The organism is Pseudomonas sp. GW821-FHT02H06 (assembly GCF_059421525.1).
The window spans coordinates 248,843-267,690 of record NZ_JBWKVD010000003.1 but is presented as its reverse complement, the minus strand read 5'-3'; the positions used below and the strand labels follow the sequence as shown (position 1 = coordinate 267,690).

Genomic DNA, 18,848 nt, shown 5'->3' with positions numbered 1-18,848 from the left:
TTGACTGCTTCACACTTGCCCGTATTGCTGGCCATGGCGCAACCAGCGTTCCAGCAGGGGACTGACATGGTGCGGCCAGCGTTCAAGCAGTGCCTGGGCCGCGTCCCTGACCGCAGGCAGCAAATCTGCATCGCGCATCAGGTCAGCAACCTTGAACTGCAGCAGCCCTGTCTGACGCGTGCCGAGCATCTCGCCTGGCCCACGCAGCTCCAGATCTTTTTCAGCGATGACGAAGCCGTCGTTGGTTTCACGCATGATGCCCAGCCGCTGACGACCGATCTGCGAAAGTGGCGGGTGGTACAGCAGCACGCAATGGCTGGCCGCGCTGCCCCGGCCGACCCGACCGCGCAATTGATGCAGCTGCGCCAGGCCCAGGCGTTCCGGGTTTTCGATGATCATCAGGCTGGCATTGGGAACGTCCACGCCGACCTCGATCACCGTCGTTGCAATCAGCAGATTCAGATTGCCCTGCTTGAACTCGGCCATGACGGCGGCTTTTTCGGCGGGCTTCATGCGCCCGTGAATCAAGCCGACCTTGAGCTCGCCCAGCGCGCTGGTCAGTTCCTCGAACGTGGTTTCAGCGGCTTGGCATGTCAGCTCCTCGGACTCCTCGATCAGCGTGCACACCCAGTACGCCTGCCGGCCTTCGGCGCACGCATTGCGTACACGCTCGACGACTTCGATCCGTCGGCTGTCGACCACCAACACGGTGTTCACCGGCGTACGCCCGGGTGGCAGTTCGTCGAGGATCGACGTGTCGAGGTCGGCGTAGGCGCTCATCGCCAGCGTGCGTGGAATGGGGGTGGCGGTCATGATCAATTGGTGTGGGCACATCGAGCCGCCGACGCCTTTCTTGCGCAGGGCCAGACGTTGCTGAACACCGAAGCGGTGCTGCTCATCGATGATGACCAGCGCGAGATTCCTGAACTGCACTTCGTCCTGGAACAGCGCGTGGGTGCCGACCACCATCGGTGTGCCGCCGGCAATCTGCGCCAGGGATGCCGCGCGCGCCTTGCCCTTCAGTTTGCCCGCGAGCCAGGCCGTCTCGATGCCGAGAGGCTCGAGCCAGCGGGTGAAATTGATGAAATGCTGTTCGGCAAGAATCTCCGTGGGCGCCATCAGTGCAACCTGATAGCCAGCCTCCAGCGCCTGCAACGCCGCGAGTGCTGCGACGACCGTTTTGCCAGCGCCTACGTCGCCCTGAATCAGCCGGAGCATCGGCTCGTTCTGACTAAGGTCGTAGGCGATCTCATTGCCGACGCGCTGCTGCGCACCTGTGGGCGGAAATCCGAGGTTGGCGAGGAATTGCTTCGGCAGGCGTTTCGCGGGGGGCAATGCAGGCGCGCGTTGCGAGCGCAGGCTTTCACGCAGGCGTTGCTGGGAAAGCTGGTGCGTCAGCAACTCTTCAAATGCCAGTCGGTGCTGCGCCCAGTGATGGCCCAGCGCGAGCTCTTCGACGTCAGCATCGGCGGGCGGGTTGTGCAGGTAATGAATAGCCTCAGCCAGGGGCGCGAGTTGATAGTCGCGTGCCAGCTCGTCCGGCAGCCAGTCAGGCAGGCTTTTCGGGCCGAGCATCGACAGGCTCTGCTGACACAATTGCCGCAGGCGCTGCTGGGTGAGGCCTTCGGTCGTGGGATAGATCGGTGTCAGCGTCTGCTCGACAGCCACCGGCTCATCGCCTGTAATTGCGCGATATTCCGGGTGATAGATCTCAAGCCCCGAAGCGCCGGGCCGGGCTTCGCCGTAACAGCGCACATGGGTACCGCGCTTGAGGCCGTCCTTCTGCGCGTTGCTGAAGTGGTAAAAGCGCAGGCTCAACACGCCGGTGCCGTCGCCGATCCTGACCAGCAAACTGCGGCGCTTGCCCATGACCACGTCGGCGCCGCTGACCACGCCCTCGACCACCGCGTCCTGGCCCGGGCGCAATTCGCCGATGGGCACGACGCGAGTCCTGTCCTGATAACGCAACGGCAGGTGAAACAGCACGTCTTGAATGTTCTCAAGACCGACTTTCGCCAGCTTTTCAGCCATTGCCTCACCGACGCCTTTTAGCGCCGTGACCGAGACATGAGACAGCTCCGTCATACCGTCCCTTAACTCGCTTCAGCCTGAGCTTTCGGACGAGCGACGGAACACAGACGAATCGAATCAGCGAGGATTTCGATGGCTTTCGGACGCGGGAAGCTGGCACGCCAGGCGATTGCCACAGTGCGGAATGGTACTGGCGGCGACAGCGGACGGACTTCGATCACGCCGGGTGCGTAGTGATGGCTGTCGACAGCGGACATCGGCAGGATGGAAATACCCAGTCCTGAAGCGACCATGTGCCGAATGGTTTCCAGCGAGCTGGACTCCACCGTGGTGTGCTTGGCAGCATCGCCGCCCTTGACCAGCGTCGGACAGGCTTCGAGCACCTGATCGCGGAAGCAATGACCTTCGCCCAGCAACAGCAGGCTCTTGTCGTTCAGTGCCGAGGCATCAATGGTCTTTTTCTGGGTCCATGGATGATCGGCAGGCATCAGTACGTAGAACGGCTCGTCGTACAGTGACAGCGTCAGAACATCAGCCTCGTTGAACGGCAGGGCGATGATGATCGCGTCGAGCTCGCCATTACGCAGCTTGTCGCGCAGCACGTGGGTGAAGTTTTCCTCGATGTACAACGGCATCTGCGGGGCGACCCGGTGCAGTTGGGGAATCAGGTGAGGAAAAAGATACGGGCCGACGGTGTAGATCGCGCCAACTTTAAGCGGCGCGGTCAGCTGGTTCTTGCCGGTCTGGGCCAGTTCACGAATGCCCTGGGCCTGTTCGAGGACCTTCTGCGCCTGAGCCACGATGCCCTCGCCAACCGGGGTCAGACGTACGGCACTCTTGCTGCGCTCGAAAATCAGCACACCGAGTTCATCTTCCAGCTTCTTGACGCCCACCGACAAGGTCGGCTGGCTGACGTGACAGCGTTCAGCGGCATGGCCGAAATGCTGCTCTTGAGCGAGGGTAACGATGTAGCGCAATTCTGTGAGGGTCATAACGTGCGTCCATGAAGTTGCGGCCCCAGCATAGCGGGTGCAATCGATAGACGCACGTTATCAACCCGTCGCGGCTGACAAAATTCTGGTTTCAGCGTTTATCCAGGGAATAAACGAAGGGAGCGACCACTTCCAGCGACCCGTTCTTCAGCAATTCCGGCGGCGGCTTGGGCAATGGCTGCGCGCGGCGGATCATTTCCAGCGTCGCTCGATCCAGTGATGCGCTGCCCGAGCCTCCGGCCAGTTCATAGGACAACACGCGGCCTTCGCCATCGACCACGAAGCGCAGACGACTGGTGCCCTGCATTCCCCGACGTCGAGCATCTTCCGGGTACCGCTTGAACTTGCTCAGGTGACTCAGCAATTCACCCTGCCAAGTAGGTAATGCATTGCTTGGCGGCGTGGGCGGAGCAGGTTGCGGCGACGCTGACTTCTCCGGCTTGGCGTTGGACGGCGGGGCGTCCAGCGGCTTGTCGTCGGCTGGCTTCTCTTCCTTCGGCGGCTCGACCTTCTTCACAGGTTTTGGCGGCTGTGGTTTGGGCTTGGGCTTGACCGGCTTGGGTACGGCGATTTCGGCCTTGGGCGCTTCGGCGACTGGCGGAATCGGCAGTTGTTCTTCAGGCGCAGGCGGCTGCGGCGGTTGCACGACTTTTGGCGGTGGCGGCGGGGCGGGCTCGGGAGCAGGCGCCAGCTCGACCATCATCGCGGCCGGCGGCAGCTCGATGGCCTGCGAGGAGGGCCAGCGCAATGCAACGACAATCGCCACGGCATGGACCGCCAGCACCAACAACAGACTACCGCTATAGCGCGTCAGCTTTTGGCGCGTATTGATCATTTCTTGCCGACCGTCTCGAGACCCACCAAGCCGACCTTCAGGTAGCCAGCGCCGCGCAGGGCGTTCATGACGTCCATCAGGTCGCCGTAGTCGACGCCCTTGTCGGCCTGGAAGAAGATCGTGGTGTCTTTCTTGCCCTTGGTCTTGGCATCCAGCACCTGACCGATCTGCTCGCGGGCCACTTTTTCATCGCCCAGGTACAGGCTCTGGTCGGCTTTCACGCTCAGGAAAATCGGCTTCTCGGGTCGAGGCACCGGCTTGGCGGTAGAGGCAGGCAGGTCAACTTTGATGTCTACGGTTGCCAGCGGGGCGGCAACCATGAAGATGATCAGCAGGACCAGCATGACGTCGATGAACGGCGTCACGTTGATTTCGTGGTTCTCGGCGAGCTCGTCGTCGCCTTCCTTCAAATGCAGGCCCATGGTTTACCCCATCTTTACCATGTGCGGCGATTGGCTGCGCTCGACCGCAGGCTGGTGATCCAGATCGCGACTGACCAGCAATAGAACCTGCGCCGAAGCGTCGGACACTTGCGCCTTGTAGCCGGCAATGGAGCGGGCGAAGACGTTGTAGATGACGACGGCGGGAATCGCGGCAACCAGACCCAGTGCGGTGGCCAGCAAGGCCTCGGCGATGCCCGGCGCCACAACAGCCAGGTTGGTGGTCTGGGTTTTGGCGATGCCGATAAAGCTGTTCATGATCCCCCATACGGTGCCAAACAGGCCCACAAACGGCGCAGTCGAGCCGATGGTGGCCAACACGCCGGTGCCCATGCTCATGTTGCGGCCGCAGGCGGCGACCAGGCGTTCAAGGCGGAAAGCGACGCGCTCCTTGATGCCTTCCCGTTCGCGGGTGTTAACCGACAGGCGCATCTCTTCCAGTGCGTCGTGCACCAGCAAATGGGAAAGGGTGCCTTCTTTCTTCGACCCTGCGCTGGCTTCGTCCAGGTTGCGTGCGCGTTTCAGCGCAGCGATTTCGCTCCGCAGACGACGCTTGGCGCCCAGCAGTTCGAAGCCCTTGGCGATCCAGATGGTCCAGGTAATCACCGATGCAATGGCCAGACCGATCATCACGGCTTTGACGATGATGTCCGCGTTCTTGTACATACCCCAGGGCGAGAGGTCGTGGGACATGCCCAGGCTGTTATCTTCCGCAGCAGCATCAAGCGACTCAACCGGAGCAGATGCCGGGGTCAGTTCTTGAACGCCTGGCGTTGTCGCAGGGTCAACCGGAGTGGCGGTTGGCGCCTCGGCCTGTACGGCGGGCTTTTGTACGGGAGCGTTGGAGTCGGCGAGCGCTATGGGCGTCAACATCAGGCTGAACAGCAGCGCGGCAATGGCGCGTCCTGCGCGTGGCAGACCTCGGTTGGCAATGGACGAAGCGGGGGTTTGAATAGATGTCATGCTGGCCCGACCTGATATGAAGATAGGTGTTCGTTCTGAGAGCGTCACGCTGGCGCGAGGCGAGCGGAGGAGAACAAAGGACCGTCATTATTGCAAGTAATTCTTGTTAACAAAAGTAAGAGCGTCTCTTTTTTCATGAGAATGCGTCCCAATGGTCGGTTTTGCAGCCCGCTTTACAGGCTTAAATTCAACAAGTGATGTGGAGATTGGACATGTCAGCGCCATCCGTTTTGATTGCTGGATGTGGCGATATCGGGAGCCGACTGGCCTCCCAACTTATGCCCGATGACTGGACCGTGTACGGCCTGCGCCGCTCGGTAGAGAAACTGCCCAACGGCGTGCTAGGCGTCAGCGGCGATCTTTTCGACCCCCGCATTCCCGCTCACTGGCCGGAAGGGCGACTGGATTACCTGGTCTACTGCGCCACACCTACTGACCGGGATGAGGCGGGTTATCGCGCGGCTTATGTCGAAGGCCTTCGGCACGTGCTGGGCTGGAGCGAGCGCAGCGGACAGAGGCCGAAGCGGATATTGTTCGTGTCCAGCAGCAGCGTCTATGGCCAGCAGCACGGCGAGTGGGTTGATGAAACGTCGCCTGTCGAAGCGACCGGGTACTCAGGCCAGGTCATGCGCGAAGCTGAACAAGTGGCGTTGGACAGCGGTGTGCCAGCTACCATCGTCAGGCTGACCGGGATTTACGGCCCGGGACGCAGTGATCTGATGAACCGTGTACGTCAGGGCTACAGTGTTGCAACTGATCCGCCCCTGTATGGGAACCGTATTCATGCTGATGACGCGGCCGGGCTGCTGGCGTTTTTGCTGCGTGCGGCTGCAGACGATGTAGCGCTGGAAGACTGTTATATCGGCGTCGACGATGCGCCCGCGCCGCTGGCCGAAGTGGTCGACTGGATGCGTCAGCGTCTGGGCGTCACAGAGTGGTCGGATGAGCACAACGTGCGCCGCGCCGGCAGCAAGCGCTGCAGCAACGCCCGCGCCAAAGCGCTGGGCTGGACGCCGCGTTATGCGACTTATAAAGAAGGGTATGAGGCGATGCTGGCAGACCAGCCGAAATAGCTCGGATCACTGAAATCCTGTGGGAGCGAGCTTGCTCGCGAAGAGGGTGGCACAGCCGCTAAGTATCCGGCGGCTGAAAGGCCCTTTCGTGAGCAAGCTCACTCCCACAACAACGACGTTCGCTGTATCAGTTCTTCTCAAGCACCCAGCGCTTCTCGCCCGGGCGAAGGTCCGGCATTTCGGTTGCCTGGGCGTTATTTACGGCCTGGAACAACTCCAGCTGTTTGCCGTTGCGAACGAAAATCCACGGGTTACCGCGCTCGTTCTTCTCCAGCCACATGCTGTCGTATTCACCGCTCATGGCCGCGCAGTCGCCGGCCAGGCACAGTGCGTAGCGATCATTACCTGGCAGGCCGCTGACGCTGCCGTCTGGCAGGAATTCAACCGTGCTGCCCTGACCGTCGCCATTGACGATGGTCCACTTGCCACCAAGGTAGGCGGTGTAGAGCGCGCGCTCAAAGCTGGTGCCGGGTTGCGCGCCGGCCGGTGGGGCTTCTTTCGGCGAGCGGAAATGCTGCTCAGGCCCGGTGTCGCTGGCGCGTTGCACCAGCTCATCGCCCTTGATGGTCAGCTCATCAGACGCATTGCCGTAGAAGTCGACGCGCAGCTTACCGTCGGCATTGCTGGCGATCTTGCCTTCACTCAGCTCGAAGCCGTTTGAAGCAGTGGCTTGTCCGGCCTTGGTGTTGATGTTCCATTCCAGATTCGGGCCGTAGGCCAGCAGCGCCTGACGCAGGTTGCCGCCTTGGGCTGCCGCGTCGATGGCCGCCTGGTTGATCCAGGTGCCGTCCGGGCTTTTGTCGGAGTGGCTGGCGCAGCCGCTGAGCAGTGCGACCAGCAGCGAGAGGGCAAACGCAACGCGCATGGGCGGAGTCCTTCCTTTTCTCAGGAGGCGGAGCGTGCTTGAGCTCCGCACCGGGATTTACTCGATGACCAAAATGGCGTCCATTTCGACTTGAGCGCCACGCGGCAGCGCAGCCACGCCAATGGCGGCGCGCGCCGGGTACGGCTGTTCGAAATATTTGCCCATGATCTCGTTGACCTTGGCGAAGTGGCTCAGGTCAGTGAGGAAGATATTCAGCTTGACGATGTCCTTGAACGAACCGCCTGCCGCTTCGGCCACCGCCTTCAGGTTTTCGAAGACCTGAACGGTCTGTGCTTCAAAGCCTTCGACCAGTTCCATGGTCTTCGGGTCCAGCGGAATCTGGCCCGACATGTAGACGGTGTTGCCCGCCTTGATTGCCTGGGAGTAGGTGCCGATGGCGGCCGGGGCTTTGTCGCTGGAGATGACGGTCTTGCTCATGAAAAACTCCTGTTTGCGGTTTGACTACGCGCGCATACGGGTGATGCGGATCACGCCGGCCAGGGCGCGCAGTTTCTTGATCACACGGGCCAGATGCACGCGGTCGTGCACGCTGACCACCAGTTGGACCACGCTGATGCGACCATCGCGTTCATCCATACTGATTTTTTCGATGTTGCCGTCCGCGGCGTTGACGCTGCTGGCAAGCAAGGCGATCAGGCCACGCTGGTGTTCCAGTTCGACGCGCAACTCAACGTTGAATTCGCCGGTGACGTCTTTGGCCCAGGACAGCTGAATGCACTTCTCGGGGTTGTGGCGGATTTCCGCGATGTTCCGACAGTTGTCCAGGTGCACGACCATGCCTTTGCCCGCGGACAGATGCCCGACGATCGGGTCGCCTGGAATCGGCGTGCAGCACTTGGCGTAGCTGAGGACGAGGCCTTCGGTGCCACGAATAGCCAGTGGACCTTCTGCGTTTGGCAGTTGATCGCCTTCACTGGCCAGCAATCGGCGAGCGACCACGTAAGCCATGCGGTTACCCAGGCCAATGTCTTCGAGCAGGTCTTCGATGACCTCGACTCGGTACTCGGCAAGGATAAGGCGCACGCGTTCGGCCGGAATCTTTTCCAGCGTGCTGTCGAAGCCGTTGAGTACTTTGTTCAGCAGGCGTTCGCCGAGATTGATCGACTCCGATCGGCGCTGCAGTTTGAGCGCATGACGGATGTGCGTGCGGGCCTTGCCGGTCACGACAAAGTTGAGCCAGGCCGGATTCGGACGTGCTCCTGGCGCACTCACAATCTCGACGGTCGAGCCGCTTTGCAGCGGTTCGGACAGCGGCGCCAGCCGGCGATTGATCCGGCAGGCGATGCAGCTGTTGCCGACGTCGGTGTGCACGGCATATGCGAAGTCCACCGCTGTGGAGCCTTTCGGCAGCTCCATGATTCGGCCCTTGGGCGTGAACACGTAGACCTCGTCCGGGAACAGGTCAATCTTCACGCTTTCGATGAATTCCAGCGAGTTACCCGCACGCTGCTGCATTTCCAGCACGCCCTTGACCCACTGACGGGCCCGCGCGTGGGTGCTTTTCGGCTGCTCATCGCCAGACGACTTGTATAGCCAGTGCGCGGCGATGCCGTTGTTGGCCATCTCTTCCATTTCGCGAGTACGAATCTGGATTTCGATGGGCACGCCGTGCATCCCGAACAAAGTGGTGTGCAGCGATTGATAGCCGTTGGCTTTCGGGATCGCGATGTAATCCTTGAAGCGGCCGGGCAGCGGCTTGTACAAATTATGCACAGCGCCGAGCACGCGATAGCAGGTGTCGACCTTGTCGACGATGATCCTGAACGCGTAGACGTCCATGATCTCGTTGAAGGCCCGGCGCTTGCCGCGCATCTTTTTGTAGATGCCATACAAATGCTTTTGACGGCCGCTGACTTCGCCTTCGATGCCGTCAACGGCGAGGCAATGGCTCAGCGACTCTTCGATCTTGTTGACCAGTTCCTTGCGGTTGCCGCGCGCGCGCTTGACCGCCTGGCCAATGCGCGAAGAGCGCATCGGGTACATCGCCTTGAAACCCAGGTCTTCGAATTCGATGCGCACGCTGTGCATGCCAAGACGATTGGCGATAGGGGCGTAGATTTCGAGGGTTTCTTTGGCGATGCGACGGCGCTTCTCTCCGGAAAGGACTTCCAGCGTGCGCATGTTGTGCAGGCGGTCGGCGAGCTTGACCAGAATCACACGGATGTCCCGCGCCATGGCCATCGCCATCTTCTGGAAGTTCTCGGCCTGAGCTTCGGCTTTGGTCTCGAAGTTCATCTGGGTCAGTTTGCTGACCCCGTCGACCAATTCGGCCACCGTTTCGCCAAACTGTGCGCAGAGCGCTTCTTTGGCGATGCCGGTGTCTTCGATCACGTCATGCAGCATGGCGGCCATCAGGCTCTGATGGTCCATGTGCATGTCGGCAAGAATATTGGCCACCGCCAGCGGATGCGTGACGTAGGCTTCGCCGCTGCGACGGCGTTGGCCGTCGTGGGCTTGTTCGGCGTAGAAGTACGCCCGGCGGACCAGATTGACCTGGTCGGCGCCGAGGTAGGTCGCGAGGCGATCGGCGAGGGCGTCTATGCTCGGCAAGATAAATCTCCTTGCCGAAGGCTGTGACCCTGCGCCTTGCTACGTCGACCAGGCATAGGCTTAGACGGCCTCGCTGGACTCGTCCTCGAATGCGGCGAACAGTGGTTCATCTTCAACGATTTCGGCTTCTGCGATAACAGCGTAATCCATCAGGCCTGCAGCGATTTCACGCAGGGCCACTACGGTAGGCTTGTCGTTTTCCCATGCCAGCTTTGGCTCTTTGCCACCGGTCGCCAGTTGACGCGAGCGCTTGGTGGCGAGCATGACCAGCTCAAAACGGTTATCTACATGTTCCAGGCAGTCTTCAACGGTCACGCGGGCCATGGGTATTCCTCGTAGCAAATGCGATATGCGCGGTGCCCGAATGGGCGAGCGGACTCGACAGTCTAAAAAATCACCAGCGTTAAGGGAAGCGCTGATTTCAATAGCCCGGTTTTGCCGGGCAAAAACCGATCAGGCCAACAGTTGCGACAACAGCTGACTATGACGCTGCTGTTGGTGCTCCTGGCTCAGCAAATTGGCGCGGAAGATCGCTTTCAGGTCTTCGAGCGCCGTGGCGAAGTCGTCGTTGATCACAATGTAATCGTATTCGGCGTAGTGACTCATCTCGCTGACCGCCTCGCGCATGCGGCCCTCGATGATCTCGTCGCTATCCTGGCCCCGGTTGGTCAAACGCTGGCGCAGCGCCTGCTGGGTCGGCGGCAGAATGAAGATCGAGCGGGCGTGGGGCATCAGTTTGCGAACCTGCTCCGCACCTTGCCAGTCGATCTCCAGAATCAGGTCATGACCTTCGTCCAGCGTCTGCTGCAAACGGCTTTGTGACGTCCCGTACATGTTGCCGAAGACCTCCGCCTGTTCGAGAAAATCGCCATGCTCGATCATGCGCACGAACTCGGCGCGGTCGACGAAGTGGTAATTCACGCCGTCCACTTCTCCCGGACGCATGGCCCGCGTGGTGTGGGACACCGACACGCGAATCTGCGGCTGAGCGTTGATCAGGGCGTTGACCAGGCTGGTCTTGCCCGCGCCCGATGGGGCGGAAATGATGTACAGGGTGCCAGTGCTGTGGGTCATGTCGGAGGTGGCCTTACTCAATGTTCTGCACTTGTTCGCGCATCTGCTCGATCAACACTTTGAGGTTGACGGCAGCTTGCGTGCTTCGAGGATCAAAGGCTTTGGAGCCCAGGGTGTTGGCTTCGCGGTTGAGCTCTTGCATCAGAAAATCCAGCCGGCGCCCGGCTTGTCCGCCGGCTTTGAGCACGCGGCGAACCTCGGTGACGTGCGTGCTCAGGCGGTCGAGTTCTTCGGCGACGTCGCTTTTTTGCGCCAGCAGGACCATTTCCTGTTCCAGGCGCTGCGGATCGAGCTCGGCCTTCATGTCGGCAAAGCGATCAAGCACCTTCTGACGCTGGGCGGCGAGCATCTGCGGCACGAGCGTACGCAAGGTCGCGACTTCAGTCTTGATCGCGGTAAGCCGTTCGTCGAGAAGCCTGGCCAGATCGGCGCCTTCGCGGGCGCGCCCGGCCTTGAGTTCTTCAAGGGCTTCGTTGAACAAGGCCAGGGCATCATTGTTGAGGGCTTGCGGATCGGCAGCGTCGGCCACCAGCACACCAGGCCAGGCCAGCACTTCAAGCGGGTTCAGCGCAGCAGGTTGTTTGATCAGGCTGGCAACGATCTCCGCTGCCGCGACCAGTTGCCCTGCGCGCTCGCGATCAACCTGCAGCGGTTTGCCTGCGGTTTCTTCAGTAAAACGCAGGGTGCATTCGATTTTGCCCCGGGAAAGGCCCTGGCGCAGCGCTTCACGTACGGCGCCTTCGAGGTCACGGAAGGATTCCGGCAGGCGCAAATGGGGTTCGAGGTAACGGTGATTGACCGAGCGCATTTCCCAGCTCAGCGTGCCTTGTGGGCCGGCTCGTTCAGCGCGGGCAAAAGCCGTCATGCTGTGCACCATGGGAAGTACCTCTATAAATTCAGGCGTTTGCGGATAGCCGGTCCGGGATGAATACCCGGCAAAGTGTCGTGGGGAAACGACTGGCTATAAAGGCGCAGGATTGTAGCTCAGTGCAGGGTGTGCGCCCAAATGTGGCATTGTCGCAAGCGATGCGCGGCGTCGTGATCCTGCTGTCCGGCAGTGCCCTTCAGCAGCGTTCGTTGTGAGCGATGTGTCTTTAGATGTCCCAAGCCGTGCCTGCACCTCTATAATGCAGACCAGTTTTCCGTCTCCCAGTACAGGTATCCCAGATGAAACGTCCAAGTGGTCGCGCTGCCGATCAGCTTCGCCCGATCCGCATCACCCGCAACTACACCAAGCACGCCGAGGGTTCTGTGCTGGTCGAGTTCGGTGATACCAAGGTGATCTGCACCGTCAGCGTTGAAAACGGCGTTCCGCGTTTTCTCAAGGGCCAGGGCCAGGGCTGGTTGACGGCTGAGTACGGCATGCTGCCTCGCGCAACGGGCGAGCGTAACCAGCGCGAAGCCAGCCGTGGCAAGCAGGGCGGCCGTACCCTCGAAATCCAGCGCCTGATCGGCCGCTCGCTGCGTGCGGCACTGGACATGTCCAAGCTGGGTGAAATCACCTTGTATGTCGACTGCGACGTGATCCAGGCAGACGGCGGGACACGCACTGCGTCGATCACCGGCTCCATGGTTGCGCTGATCGATGCACTCAAATCGATCAAAAAGCGTGGCGGCCTGAAGGGTGGCGATCCGCTGAAGCAGATGATCGCAGCCGTATCGGTGGGCATGTATCAGGGCGAGCCGGTCCTGGACCTGGATTATCTTGAAGACTCTGCGGCCGAGACCGACCTCAACGTGGTCATGACCAATGCGGGCGGTTTCATCGAAGTGCAGGGCACTGCCGAGGGCGCGCCGTTCCAGCCTGAAGACTTGAACGCGATGCTGGCACTGGCTCAAAAAGGCATGAGCGAAATCTTCGAACTGCAGCAGGCGGCACTGGCCGACTGATCGGTTTCTACGTCAGAACACCACGTCAGAGCACTACATCAAAACAGGGAAAGCATGATGATCGAGAGTCAGTCGCCGTTGCCAACGCCGAGTAAAGAAGTCCGTCAGTGGGCGATGCTGTGCCACTTCGCGGCGTTCTTCGGCCTGATCTTCCCGTTCGGCAATTTGCTCGGGCCCCTGATCGTCTGGCAGCTCAAGAAAGAAGTCGACCCGTACATCGATGCCCAGGGGAAGGAAGCCCTCAATTTTCAGATCACCGTCGCCATCGCCGCGATGATCTGTTTTTTGCTGATGGTAGTGATTATCGGCTTTCCGCTGTTGATGCTGGTGGGCGTCGGCGCGCTGGTGCTGACGATCATCGCGGGCGTCAAGGTCAATGACGGCATCGCCTACCGCTATCCGTTTACCTGGCGGTTGATCAAGTAAGACTTCACGGGGATCGGGCAAATGCCTGATCTGCGGACAAACAAAAGCCGACTTCACGTCGGCTTTTTTTGAGCAACTGAACGTCAGATGGTGAGCGTCCAGTCGTAATCCACGATCAGCGGCGCGTGTTGCGAGAAGCGCGGCTGGCGTGGAAGGCGCGCACTGCGTACGAAACGACGCAGGCCCGGGGTCAGCAGTTGATAATCGAAGCGCCAGCCCAGGTTGAGCATCTCGGCCTGTTCGTTATCCGGCCACCAGCTGTACTGATCGCCTTCACGGCTGACTTCGCGCAGGGCATCGACGTAACCCATGTTGCCAACGATCTCGTCCATCCATGCACGCTCTGGTGCCAGGAAGCCCGGAGATTGCTGGCTGTCACGCCAGTTCTTGATGTCCAGCTTCTGTTGCGCCACATACAGCGAGCCACAGTAAATGTACTCGCGACGTTTGCGCCGCTGCTTGTCGAGGTACTTGCCGAAATCGTCCATGAGCTTGAATTTCTGATTCAAGTCTTCATCGCCGTTCATCCCGGAAGGAAGCAGCAAGGTAGCGATACTGACTTTGTCGAAATCTGCCTGCAGGTAACGCCCGTAACGATCAGCCGTCTCGAAACCAAGACCGTTGATAACTGCCTTCGGCTGCAGCCGCGAGTAAAGCGCCACGCCACCCTGGGCAGGCACTTCGGCTTCGCAGGCATATAGGAAGTAGCCGTCCAGTTGGAAGGCTGGGTCGTCCAGTTCAAAGGCGGAGGCGCGGGTGTCCTGAAGGCAGATGACGTCGGCATTCTGGGCTTGCAGCCAACTGAGCAAACCACGCTCGACTGCAGCCTGAATACCATTAACGTTCACACTGATGATCCGCATAAATGGCCCCAAAAATCACGTGCGTGTATGATACCCGAGCTCTACCTAATTAGCTAAATCCGTGGTATTCGGGGCTTTTTTCATGCAGGCGTATCAACGCGATTTCATTCGTTTTGCCATCGATCGCGGAGTTTTGCGCTTCGGTGAGTTCACATTGAAGTCTGGGCGCACCAGTCCTTACTTCTTCAATGCCGGTCTTTTCAACAGTGGTTCGGCCCTCGCCCAACTGGGTAAGTTCTACGCCGCTGCCGTTGTTGAAAGCGGTATCTCCTTCGATGTTCTGTTCGGCCCGGCCTACAAGGGTATTCCCCTTGCAGCGGCGACTGCCGTGGCGCTGGCCGACCATCACGGCCTCGACCTACCCTGGTGCTTCAACCGCAAAGAGGCCAAGGCCCATGGCGAAGGCGGCAGCCTGGTGGGCGCGCCGTTGACCGGCAATGTGTTGATCATCGATGACGTAATAACTGCAGGCACCGCGATTCGCGAAGTCATGCAGATCATTCAGGCCCAGGACGCGAACGCTGCCGGCGTGCTGATCGCGTTGAACCGCCAAGAGCGCGGCAATGGCGAGCTGTCTGCCATTCAGGAAGTCGAGCGTGATTTCGGCATTCCGGTGGTGAGCATCGTTTCGTTAAATCAGGTGCTGGAATTCCTGGCCGACGATCCGCAGCTCAAGCAGCACTTGCCTGCCGTCGAGGCTTACCGGGCTCAATACGGAATCTGAGCCTCCAAAAGGATGCGGTTTATGCTCAAGCTGGGCACGTTGGGTTTCTGTCTGTCGCTGGGTTTGGGTTGCATCGCGAGTGTTCAAGCGGACGACGCCCCGGGCATCGTGCTGTATCGCTACGTCGACAATCGCGGCGTGACCGTGCTCGATCGCCAGGGCGTGCCCCCGGAGTACGTCGGCAAGGGTTATGAAGTGCTGAATCAGCGCGGTCGCGTGGTGCAGACGATACCGCCTGCACCTTCGGCCGATGAATTGCGCGATGCCCAGGCCGCCAAGCTGCAATCCGACGCCGATGCGCATCTGCTTCGGCTGTACACCAGCGTCGAAGACGTCGACCGGGCGAAGAATCGTCGGCTCGCTGAACTCGACGGCTTGATCGTCGTAGCTCAAGGCAACATTCAGAACCTCTTCACGCAGCAGGGCGCACTCCAGACGCAGGCGGCTGATCAGGAGCGGGCAGGGCATCCTGTGCCCAAGACGCTGCTCGATCAGATGGACGACCTGCGCGATCAGCAGCAGAACCTGAAAGTCGACATCCTGCGCTATCAGACTGCGCGAACCCAGGCCGAAACCGAGTTCGCGCAAGATCGTGCGCGGTTGCAGAAGCTTTTGGGCCGCTAGCCTGCGCGCCCTCGCTTCGGATCAGACGATCAGCACCGGGACAGTCTCAAGCTGCATGTCGAGCGCAGCGGCAAGCCGATGATTGCCGTTGACCACCGGATAAGCGCCGTTTTCCAGCTCCCTGACGTGGATAGGCGGCAGGTATTGCCCCTCGGTAATGCCTGACTTGATGTCGTCCAGCCGCTTCTGAATCAACTCTCCTCGACCGGGGTTCAGGCGCTGTGGGGCGACCTGCATGACATTAGCCTGAAGTGCAGGGTCTACACGCCATGTTTTCAGGGTGGCATGGTTATAAAACCTGAAAACGCTCACCCGCAAGTTGGTGAGGGCGTCCAGATATATCCCGTCGTACACATCATGGAGCGCGATGCTTTTGCTGCCGTTGGCGGTTTCGTAGATAAACAGCGGCGTTCCGTCCTCCACCGCTTCTCTGATGGCAGTGAGCTGCTCTGGCGTTGCACTGATGCCATTGACCTTCATCACGTCTGCCAGATCAGTAGTGGCATCGATCGCAGGGCCCAGCGTGCCGCTATCGGGTCCCGCGATGGGGTTTTTCATCGCGCCTCGGCCAGACAGGGGATAGCCCGGCCTGCCGTTGATGCGTTGCAGTGAATTCCCCATGGCTCGTCGCGCGATCAGCCGTGGGCCATATGCGCACCCCGAGGTAATCAGGTAATAGGCGCCCTGCGTGCGAGACACAGCGTTGGAGATTCTGCGCACCGGCACATTCTCAATGTCCCCGACTTTGGCGAGGACATCCATGGTGCTCGTGCCGTGCCATTGCGTGGGCGTTGTGATGGTGGGGATGCCAGAGACGTGGCGCAGGCCCTGGCTTATGCCTGCTGTTGACCTGGCGATGCCGTGCATTCGACGAGCCAGGGCATGAAAGGCGTTCATATTGAACGCCTTTGAAGCGAGCAGCTTGCCGATGGCCCCAGGCATGAAAGTGCTGGAAGCGCGTGTCGCTCGATACACATGAGCAGAGCTCAGAAATACGGCGGGCATCAACTGCGCGAATGTCGGCAGGGCCCGCATAACACTCAGCTTGCCCGCATTGAATGCCAGTCTGATTGCACCTCGTAAAAGCCTCAATGCCGGGATGCCGAAAGTGAGCGCGTCCAGCGTACAGGCGACGGCGGGTGACTCATCCGTCGCAATCGCATTGGTGCAGGCGAGCCCTGGAACGAACAGTTCAAGACTGCGCAAGAGTGGAGGGTAGTTGCTGGCCACCTCTTCCGATGCTGTCTGATGGCGGTGATGGAGGTAGGCGTCATGGGAGTAAAAAAACAGGTGGGTTGTCGCTACCTCGAACGAAATGTCCTTCAGGCGTGCCGATGTCAGGGCAGTGCCTGCATCGTCGGGCAGGGAGGCGAGCGGGGCGAGCTCGGCGACCATTTCGCTGATGACCACAGAGGTTTTGCCGGGTTGTGGCTTGGTAAGGTTGGCGTAGGCGTCCCAGTCGATACCCACGGCATTTCCGGACACGATTTCCAGCGCTGAGGGCAGTGCTGAAGGAAAGGGATGCGCGCGCCGGGTAGGAATTGCCAAACGGGTATGACGTACGGCAACGCCCACGAGAGGGAAAAGCTCGTAGTAAAAAGTGTTTTCCCGGTCCGCACATTCGAGGATAAAACCGTAGCGACCCCGCTTACGTTCTCTGTCTTCTGGCACTTCGAAGCCTGCGAGCTTCCCCGTGGATGTGCGCACCGTATGAATCTTCACCCTCCCGTAGTGAAGCGCTCTTCGATCCTCGGCGGGCAACTGCGTCAGCAACTCCTCGATGATAAATGCGTAGGCGGCTTTTGCTCGCGCTTCATAGAACCGGTATTGCGCTTCAAACATCCTCGGAATATCGATGCCGATAAGCGGGGTCGAGATCCTCTCAAACCCTCCTCTGACTGGCGCTCGGGGCGTGACAGGTTTGAACGTGTCGGTCCCGTTCACCAGTTCTCCCGCTGAAAAAACGTCCAGCAAGTAAAAACGAGAAGCGTCGCTTGAAGGGTCACTGCGCAATAAATGTTCAAGTCGCCTGCTGAAAGCGGCGGGATACATGAGCATTTTTTTGATGTCGTCGGCCTCGGCGCCAAAAATGTCGCGAAGCTTGCCCATCGCTAGTCGAACGCGATCAGGTACCTCACGGGTCATTCCCTCGGCCGCCTCCAACGCATTGGCAATGTAACCGTCCAGGGCGGCCGCTGCCGCGTCCATCTCCGACAGCGAAAAGTCGTGAGTGCCCTCACTGCGCGATAGTCCATTGGCGGTCGCCCACGTCAGGCTGGGAAGTGCGCGGGTGGTGGCAATCAGGGTCAGCTCTTCATAGCTCGCCTCCTTGCTCAAGTTCATCGGCAACTGAATCAGTTCTTCGAACGTGAGCGTCGATGCCAACGCTGGAGCAAGCGTATTGCCGAGTGATACGCCATGAACGAAATTCACCCACGCCGCCGTGCCGTATCGCAGGTCTTCATCGATGCCCTCCACCACGAAGTCAGGAATGGCAGGCGAAAGGATGTACAGCGCCAGCTCAGGGGTGGCGGTCTTTGCTGCGAGCGCGTTGAGCAGCCGTGTCTGACGCTGCCGGTAGGTCAGGCCCCAATTCTGCGGCCCCTCCAGATCACAACCCGCAACGTGTCCTGGCCTTTGGTACTCGGGGGGATTGAGCTCCAGCATGAGCGCCGCCCATACCAGTTGCTGGCGAATGACCGGGGCGGTGACCTCACCATCCTCGCCGCCGTACCATTCCAGCGCTTTGAGCAGTTGACCGGCGAGCGTCTCGGCCGGCGCAGAGCTGAGCATCGAGTCGAGGACGATGCTCAGGGATTTTTGCGTTGGCCTGGCAGCGTTGGCGCCTGGCTTCAAGACGGCCAAATGGGGGGCTGCGAGGAGCGACAGCAGCGTCTGCGTACCTTGGGTGTCGTTCGGCTGTGGCGTGTTTTGCAACAGGAAACGCCCAACCGTGTCGTTGATGCTGACCAGATCCCCGGTCGTCAACAAAGCGTCGACCTGATGAGGCAGCGTCATGAGTCGGGCAGGCTCTACGGTGCTACTCACGCGTGAAGTGGCGGGTAAAAGCAACCATCTCTGGCTGCCGGCGAGGTAGGTCGGGTGCCAGCCGCGTAGAACCTGCTCCCGGTTCGCTGGCGCCGCGGCGCTTTCGTCCATCCCGTGATCAGGCGCCCGAGGTGCCACAAGGTTGAAGCGGAAGTTGTCGGTATCGAATTCCACTTCGTACGTGCGGCCGTCGAGTTCGATGAACAGCAGGCCGTCGACGTTGTAAACGCCACTGAATGGCGCGACGTCCTCAAGCGCGTCGTGCCCGGTCAGCGACTGTGCGCTGACGTAGGGCTCCAACAGATCTGCCGGGGGCGCCAGCTCTACATTCGGCTGCTCGCCGGGCAAAAGGAGTTCCAATGAGGGTTCTGGCTGAACGGGTGGCGGGGTATTGCGATGCAGCGTGGACATAAGAGGTCTCGAAATAAT

At 60.2% G+C, this 18,848-nt stretch carries 18 protein-coding genes; 5 read left to right on the top strand and 13 right to left on the bottom strand.

Features of this window, described 5'->3' with window-relative positions; translation table 11 throughout:
- Nucleotides 1-9: 9 nt before the first annotated feature.
- From recG to exbB, 5 genes are all read right to left on the bottom strand, one after another.
- Nucleotides 10-2,085 carry an ATP-dependent DNA helicase RecG gene (gene recG, locus AC07VF_RS07240; RefSeq protein ID WP_192171468.1) on the bottom strand — a complete coding sequence of 692 codons (2,076 nt, stop codon included), beginning with the start codon at nt 2,083-2,085 and terminating at the stop codon, nt 10-12.
- An 8-nt stretch (nt 2,086-2,093) separates the two neighbouring features.
- Complete coding sequence (locus AC07VF_RS07235; protein WP_065988216.1) at nt 2,094-3,023, bottom strand: hydrogen peroxide-inducible genes activator; 930 nt, start codon at nt 3,021-3,023, stop codon at nt 2,094-2,096.
- 91 nt (nt 3,024-3,114) lie between these two features.
- Nucleotides 3,115-3,858, bottom strand: coding sequence for an energy transducer TonB (locus AC07VF_RS07230; RefSeq protein ID WP_192171467.1), 744 nt, complete (start codon nt 3,856-3,858; stop codon nt 3,115-3,117).
- Nucleotides 3,855-4,280, bottom strand: a complete 426-nt coding sequence (gene exbD / locus AC07VF_RS07225; RefSeq protein WP_133773871.1) for a TonB system transport protein ExbD — start codon at nt 4,278-4,280, stop codon at nt 3,855-3,857. Before exbD ends, AC07VF_RS07230 begins: the two co-directional genes overlap by 4 nt.
- 3 nt (nt 4,281-4,283) lie before the next feature.
- A complete protein-coding gene (gene exbB / locus AC07VF_RS07220) occupies nt 4,284-5,261 on the bottom strand; it encodes a tonB-system energizer ExbB (RefSeq protein WP_495008355.1) in 978 nt (325 codons plus the stop codon).
- Nucleotides 5,262-5,473: 212 nt separating this feature from the next.
- Between exbB and AC07VF_RS07215 the strand changes: the two genes are divergently transcribed.
- The gene (locus AC07VF_RS07215) at nt 5,474-6,334 is read left to right on the top strand and encodes an NAD-dependent epimerase/dehydratase family protein (RefSeq protein ID WP_346627398.1); all 861 of its coding nucleotides are present in this window, start codon (nt 5,474-5,476) and stop codon (nt 6,332-6,334) included.
- 127 nt (nt 6,335-6,461) lie between these two features.
- On the opposite strand, the gene AC07VF_RS07210 is transcribed toward AC07VF_RS07215, so the two are convergent.
- The 6 genes from AC07VF_RS07210 to AC07VF_RS07185 all read right to left on the bottom strand — a co-directional run bounded on the left by AC07VF_RS07210 (nt 6,462) and on the right by AC07VF_RS07185 (nt 11,721).
- The gene (locus AC07VF_RS07210) at nt 6,462-7,199 is read right to left on the bottom strand and encodes a hypothetical protein (protein ID WP_192171464.1); all 738 of its coding nucleotides are present in this window, start codon (nt 7,197-7,199) and stop codon (nt 6,462-6,464) included.
- 57 nt (nt 7,200-7,256) lie between these two features.
- A complete protein-coding gene (locus AC07VF_RS07205; protein WP_065988223.1) occupies nt 7,257-7,637 on the bottom strand; it encodes a RidA family protein in 381 nt (126 codons plus the stop codon).
- Nucleotides 7,638-7,661: 24 nt separating this feature from the next.
- Entirely contained in the window at nt 7,662-9,770 is a 2,109-nt protein-coding gene (spoT, locus tag AC07VF_RS07200) for a bifunctional GTP diphosphokinase/guanosine-3',5'-bis pyrophosphate 3'-pyrophosphohydrolase (RefSeq protein ID WP_192171463.1), read from the bottom strand.
- 60 nt (nt 9,771-9,830) lie between these two features.
- Nucleotides 9,831-10,094 carry a DNA-directed RNA polymerase subunit omega gene (rpoZ, locus tag AC07VF_RS07195; RefSeq protein ID WP_025257879.1) on the bottom strand — a complete coding sequence of 88 codons (264 nt, stop codon included), beginning with the start codon at nt 10,092-10,094 and terminating at the stop codon, nt 9,831-9,833.
- 129 nt (nt 10,095-10,223) lie between these two features.
- Nucleotides 10,224-10,844, bottom strand: coding sequence for a guanylate kinase (gmk, locus tag AC07VF_RS07190; protein ID WP_192171487.1), 621 nt, complete (start codon nt 10,842-10,844; stop codon nt 10,224-10,226).
- A 13-nt stretch (nt 10,845-10,857) separates the two neighbouring features.
- The gene (locus AC07VF_RS07185; RefSeq protein ID WP_192171462.1) at nt 10,858-11,721 is read right to left on the bottom strand and encodes a YicC/YloC family endoribonuclease; all 864 of its coding nucleotides are present in this window, start codon (nt 11,719-11,721) and stop codon (nt 10,858-10,860) included.
- A gap of 290 nt (nt 11,722-12,011) precedes the next feature.
- On the opposite strand from AC07VF_RS07185, the gene rph reads away from it, so the two are divergent.
- Nucleotides 12,012-12,734, top strand: a complete 723-nt coding sequence (gene rph, locus AC07VF_RS07180; RefSeq protein WP_192171461.1) for a ribonuclease PH — start codon at nt 12,012-12,014, stop codon at nt 12,732-12,734.
- Nucleotides 12,735-12,791: 57 nt separating this feature from the next.
- Complete coding sequence (locus AC07VF_RS07175; RefSeq protein ID WP_192171460.1) at nt 12,792-13,160, top strand: DUF4870 domain-containing protein; 369 nt, start codon at nt 12,792-12,794, stop codon at nt 13,158-13,160.
- Between the two features lie 83 nt (nt 13,161-13,243).
- Here AC07VF_RS07175 and crc read toward each other — a convergent pair whose 3' ends face one another.
- Entirely contained in the window at nt 13,244-14,023 is a 780-nt protein-coding gene (crc, locus tag AC07VF_RS07170; protein WP_065988229.1) for a catabolite repression control protein Crc, read from the bottom strand.
- Nucleotides 14,024-14,105: 82 nt separating this feature from the next.
- On the opposite strand from crc, the gene pyrE reads away from it, so the two are divergent.
- Nucleotides 14,106-14,747 carry an orotate phosphoribosyltransferase gene (pyrE, locus tag AC07VF_RS07165; RefSeq protein WP_495008356.1) on the top strand — a complete coding sequence of 214 codons (642 nt, stop codon included), beginning with the start codon at nt 14,106-14,108 and terminating at the stop codon, nt 14,745-14,747.
- A 12-nt stretch (nt 14,748-14,759) separates the two neighbouring features.
- Entirely contained in the window at nt 14,760-15,371 is a 612-nt protein-coding gene (locus AC07VF_RS07160; RefSeq protein WP_495008357.1) for a DUF4124 domain-containing protein, read from the top strand.
- Between the two features lie 21 nt (nt 15,372-15,392).
- On the opposite strand, the gene AC07VF_RS07155 is transcribed toward AC07VF_RS07160, so the two are convergent.
- A complete protein-coding gene (locus AC07VF_RS07155; RefSeq protein WP_495008358.1) occupies nt 15,393-18,830 on the bottom strand; it encodes a ParB/RepB/Spo0J family partition protein in 3,438 nt (1,145 codons plus the stop codon).
- Nucleotides 18,831-18,848 lie beyond the last annotated feature (18 nt).

Bases quoted from the DNA above. Each gene is read 5' to 3' on its own strand.
- recG (WP_192171468.1), bottom strand. From the start codon at position 2,085: ATGACGGAGCTGTCTCATGTCTCGGTCACGGCGCTAAAAGGCGTCGGT.
- AC07VF_RS07235 (WP_065988216.1), bottom strand. From the start codon at position 3,023: ATGACCCTCACAGAATTGCGCTACATCGTTACCCTCGCTCAAGAGCAG.
- AC07VF_RS07230 (WP_192171467.1), bottom strand. From the start codon at position 3,858: ATGATCAATACGCGCCAAAAGCTGACGCGCTATAGCGGTAGTCTGTTG.
- exbD (WP_133773871.1), bottom strand. From the start codon at position 4,280: ATGGGCCTGCATTTGAAGGAAGGCGACGACGAGCTCGCCGAGAACCAC.
- exbB (WP_495008355.1), bottom strand. From the start codon at position 5,261: ATGACATCTATTCAAACCCCCGCTTCGTCCATTGCCAACCGAGGTCTG.
- AC07VF_RS07215 (WP_346627398.1), top strand. From the start codon at position 5,474: ATGTCAGCGCCATCCGTTTTGATTGCTGGATGTGGCGATATCGGGAGC.
- AC07VF_RS07210 (WP_192171464.1), bottom strand. From the start codon at position 7,199: ATGCGCGTTGCGTTTGCCCTCTCGCTGCTGGTCGCACTGCTCAGCGGC.
- AC07VF_RS07205 (WP_065988223.1), bottom strand. From the start codon at position 7,637: ATGAGCAAGACCGTCATCTCCAGCGACAAAGCCCCGGCCGCCATCGGC.
- rpoZ (WP_025257879.1), bottom strand. From the start codon at position 10,094: ATGGCCCGCGTGACCGTTGAAGACTGCCTGGAACATGTAGATAACCGT.
- gmk (WP_192171487.1), bottom strand. From the start codon at position 10,844: ATGACCCACAGCACTGGCACCCTGTACATCATTTCCGCCCCATCGGGC.
- AC07VF_RS07185 (WP_192171462.1), bottom strand. From the start codon at position 11,721: ATGGTGCACAGCATGACGGCTTTTGCCCGCGCTGAACGAGCCGGCCCA.
- rph (WP_192171461.1), top strand. From the start codon at position 12,012: ATGAAACGTCCAAGTGGTCGCGCTGCCGATCAGCTTCGCCCGATCCGC.
- AC07VF_RS07175 (WP_192171460.1), top strand. From the start codon at position 12,792: ATGATCGAGAGTCAGTCGCCGTTGCCAACGCCGAGTAAAGAAGTCCGT.
- crc (WP_065988229.1), bottom strand. From the start codon at position 14,023: ATGCGGATCATCAGTGTGAACGTTAATGGTATTCAGGCTGCAGTCGAG.
- pyrE (WP_495008356.1), top strand. From the start codon at position 14,106: ATGCAGGCGTATCAACGCGATTTCATTCGTTTTGCCATCGATCGCGGA.
- AC07VF_RS07160 (WP_495008357.1), top strand. From the start codon at position 14,760: ATGCGGTTTATGCTCAAGCTGGGCACGTTGGGTTTCTGTCTGTCGCTG.
- AC07VF_RS07155 (WP_495008358.1), bottom strand. From the start codon at position 18,830: ATGTCCACGCTGCATCGCAATACCCCGCCACCCGTTCAGCCAGAACCC.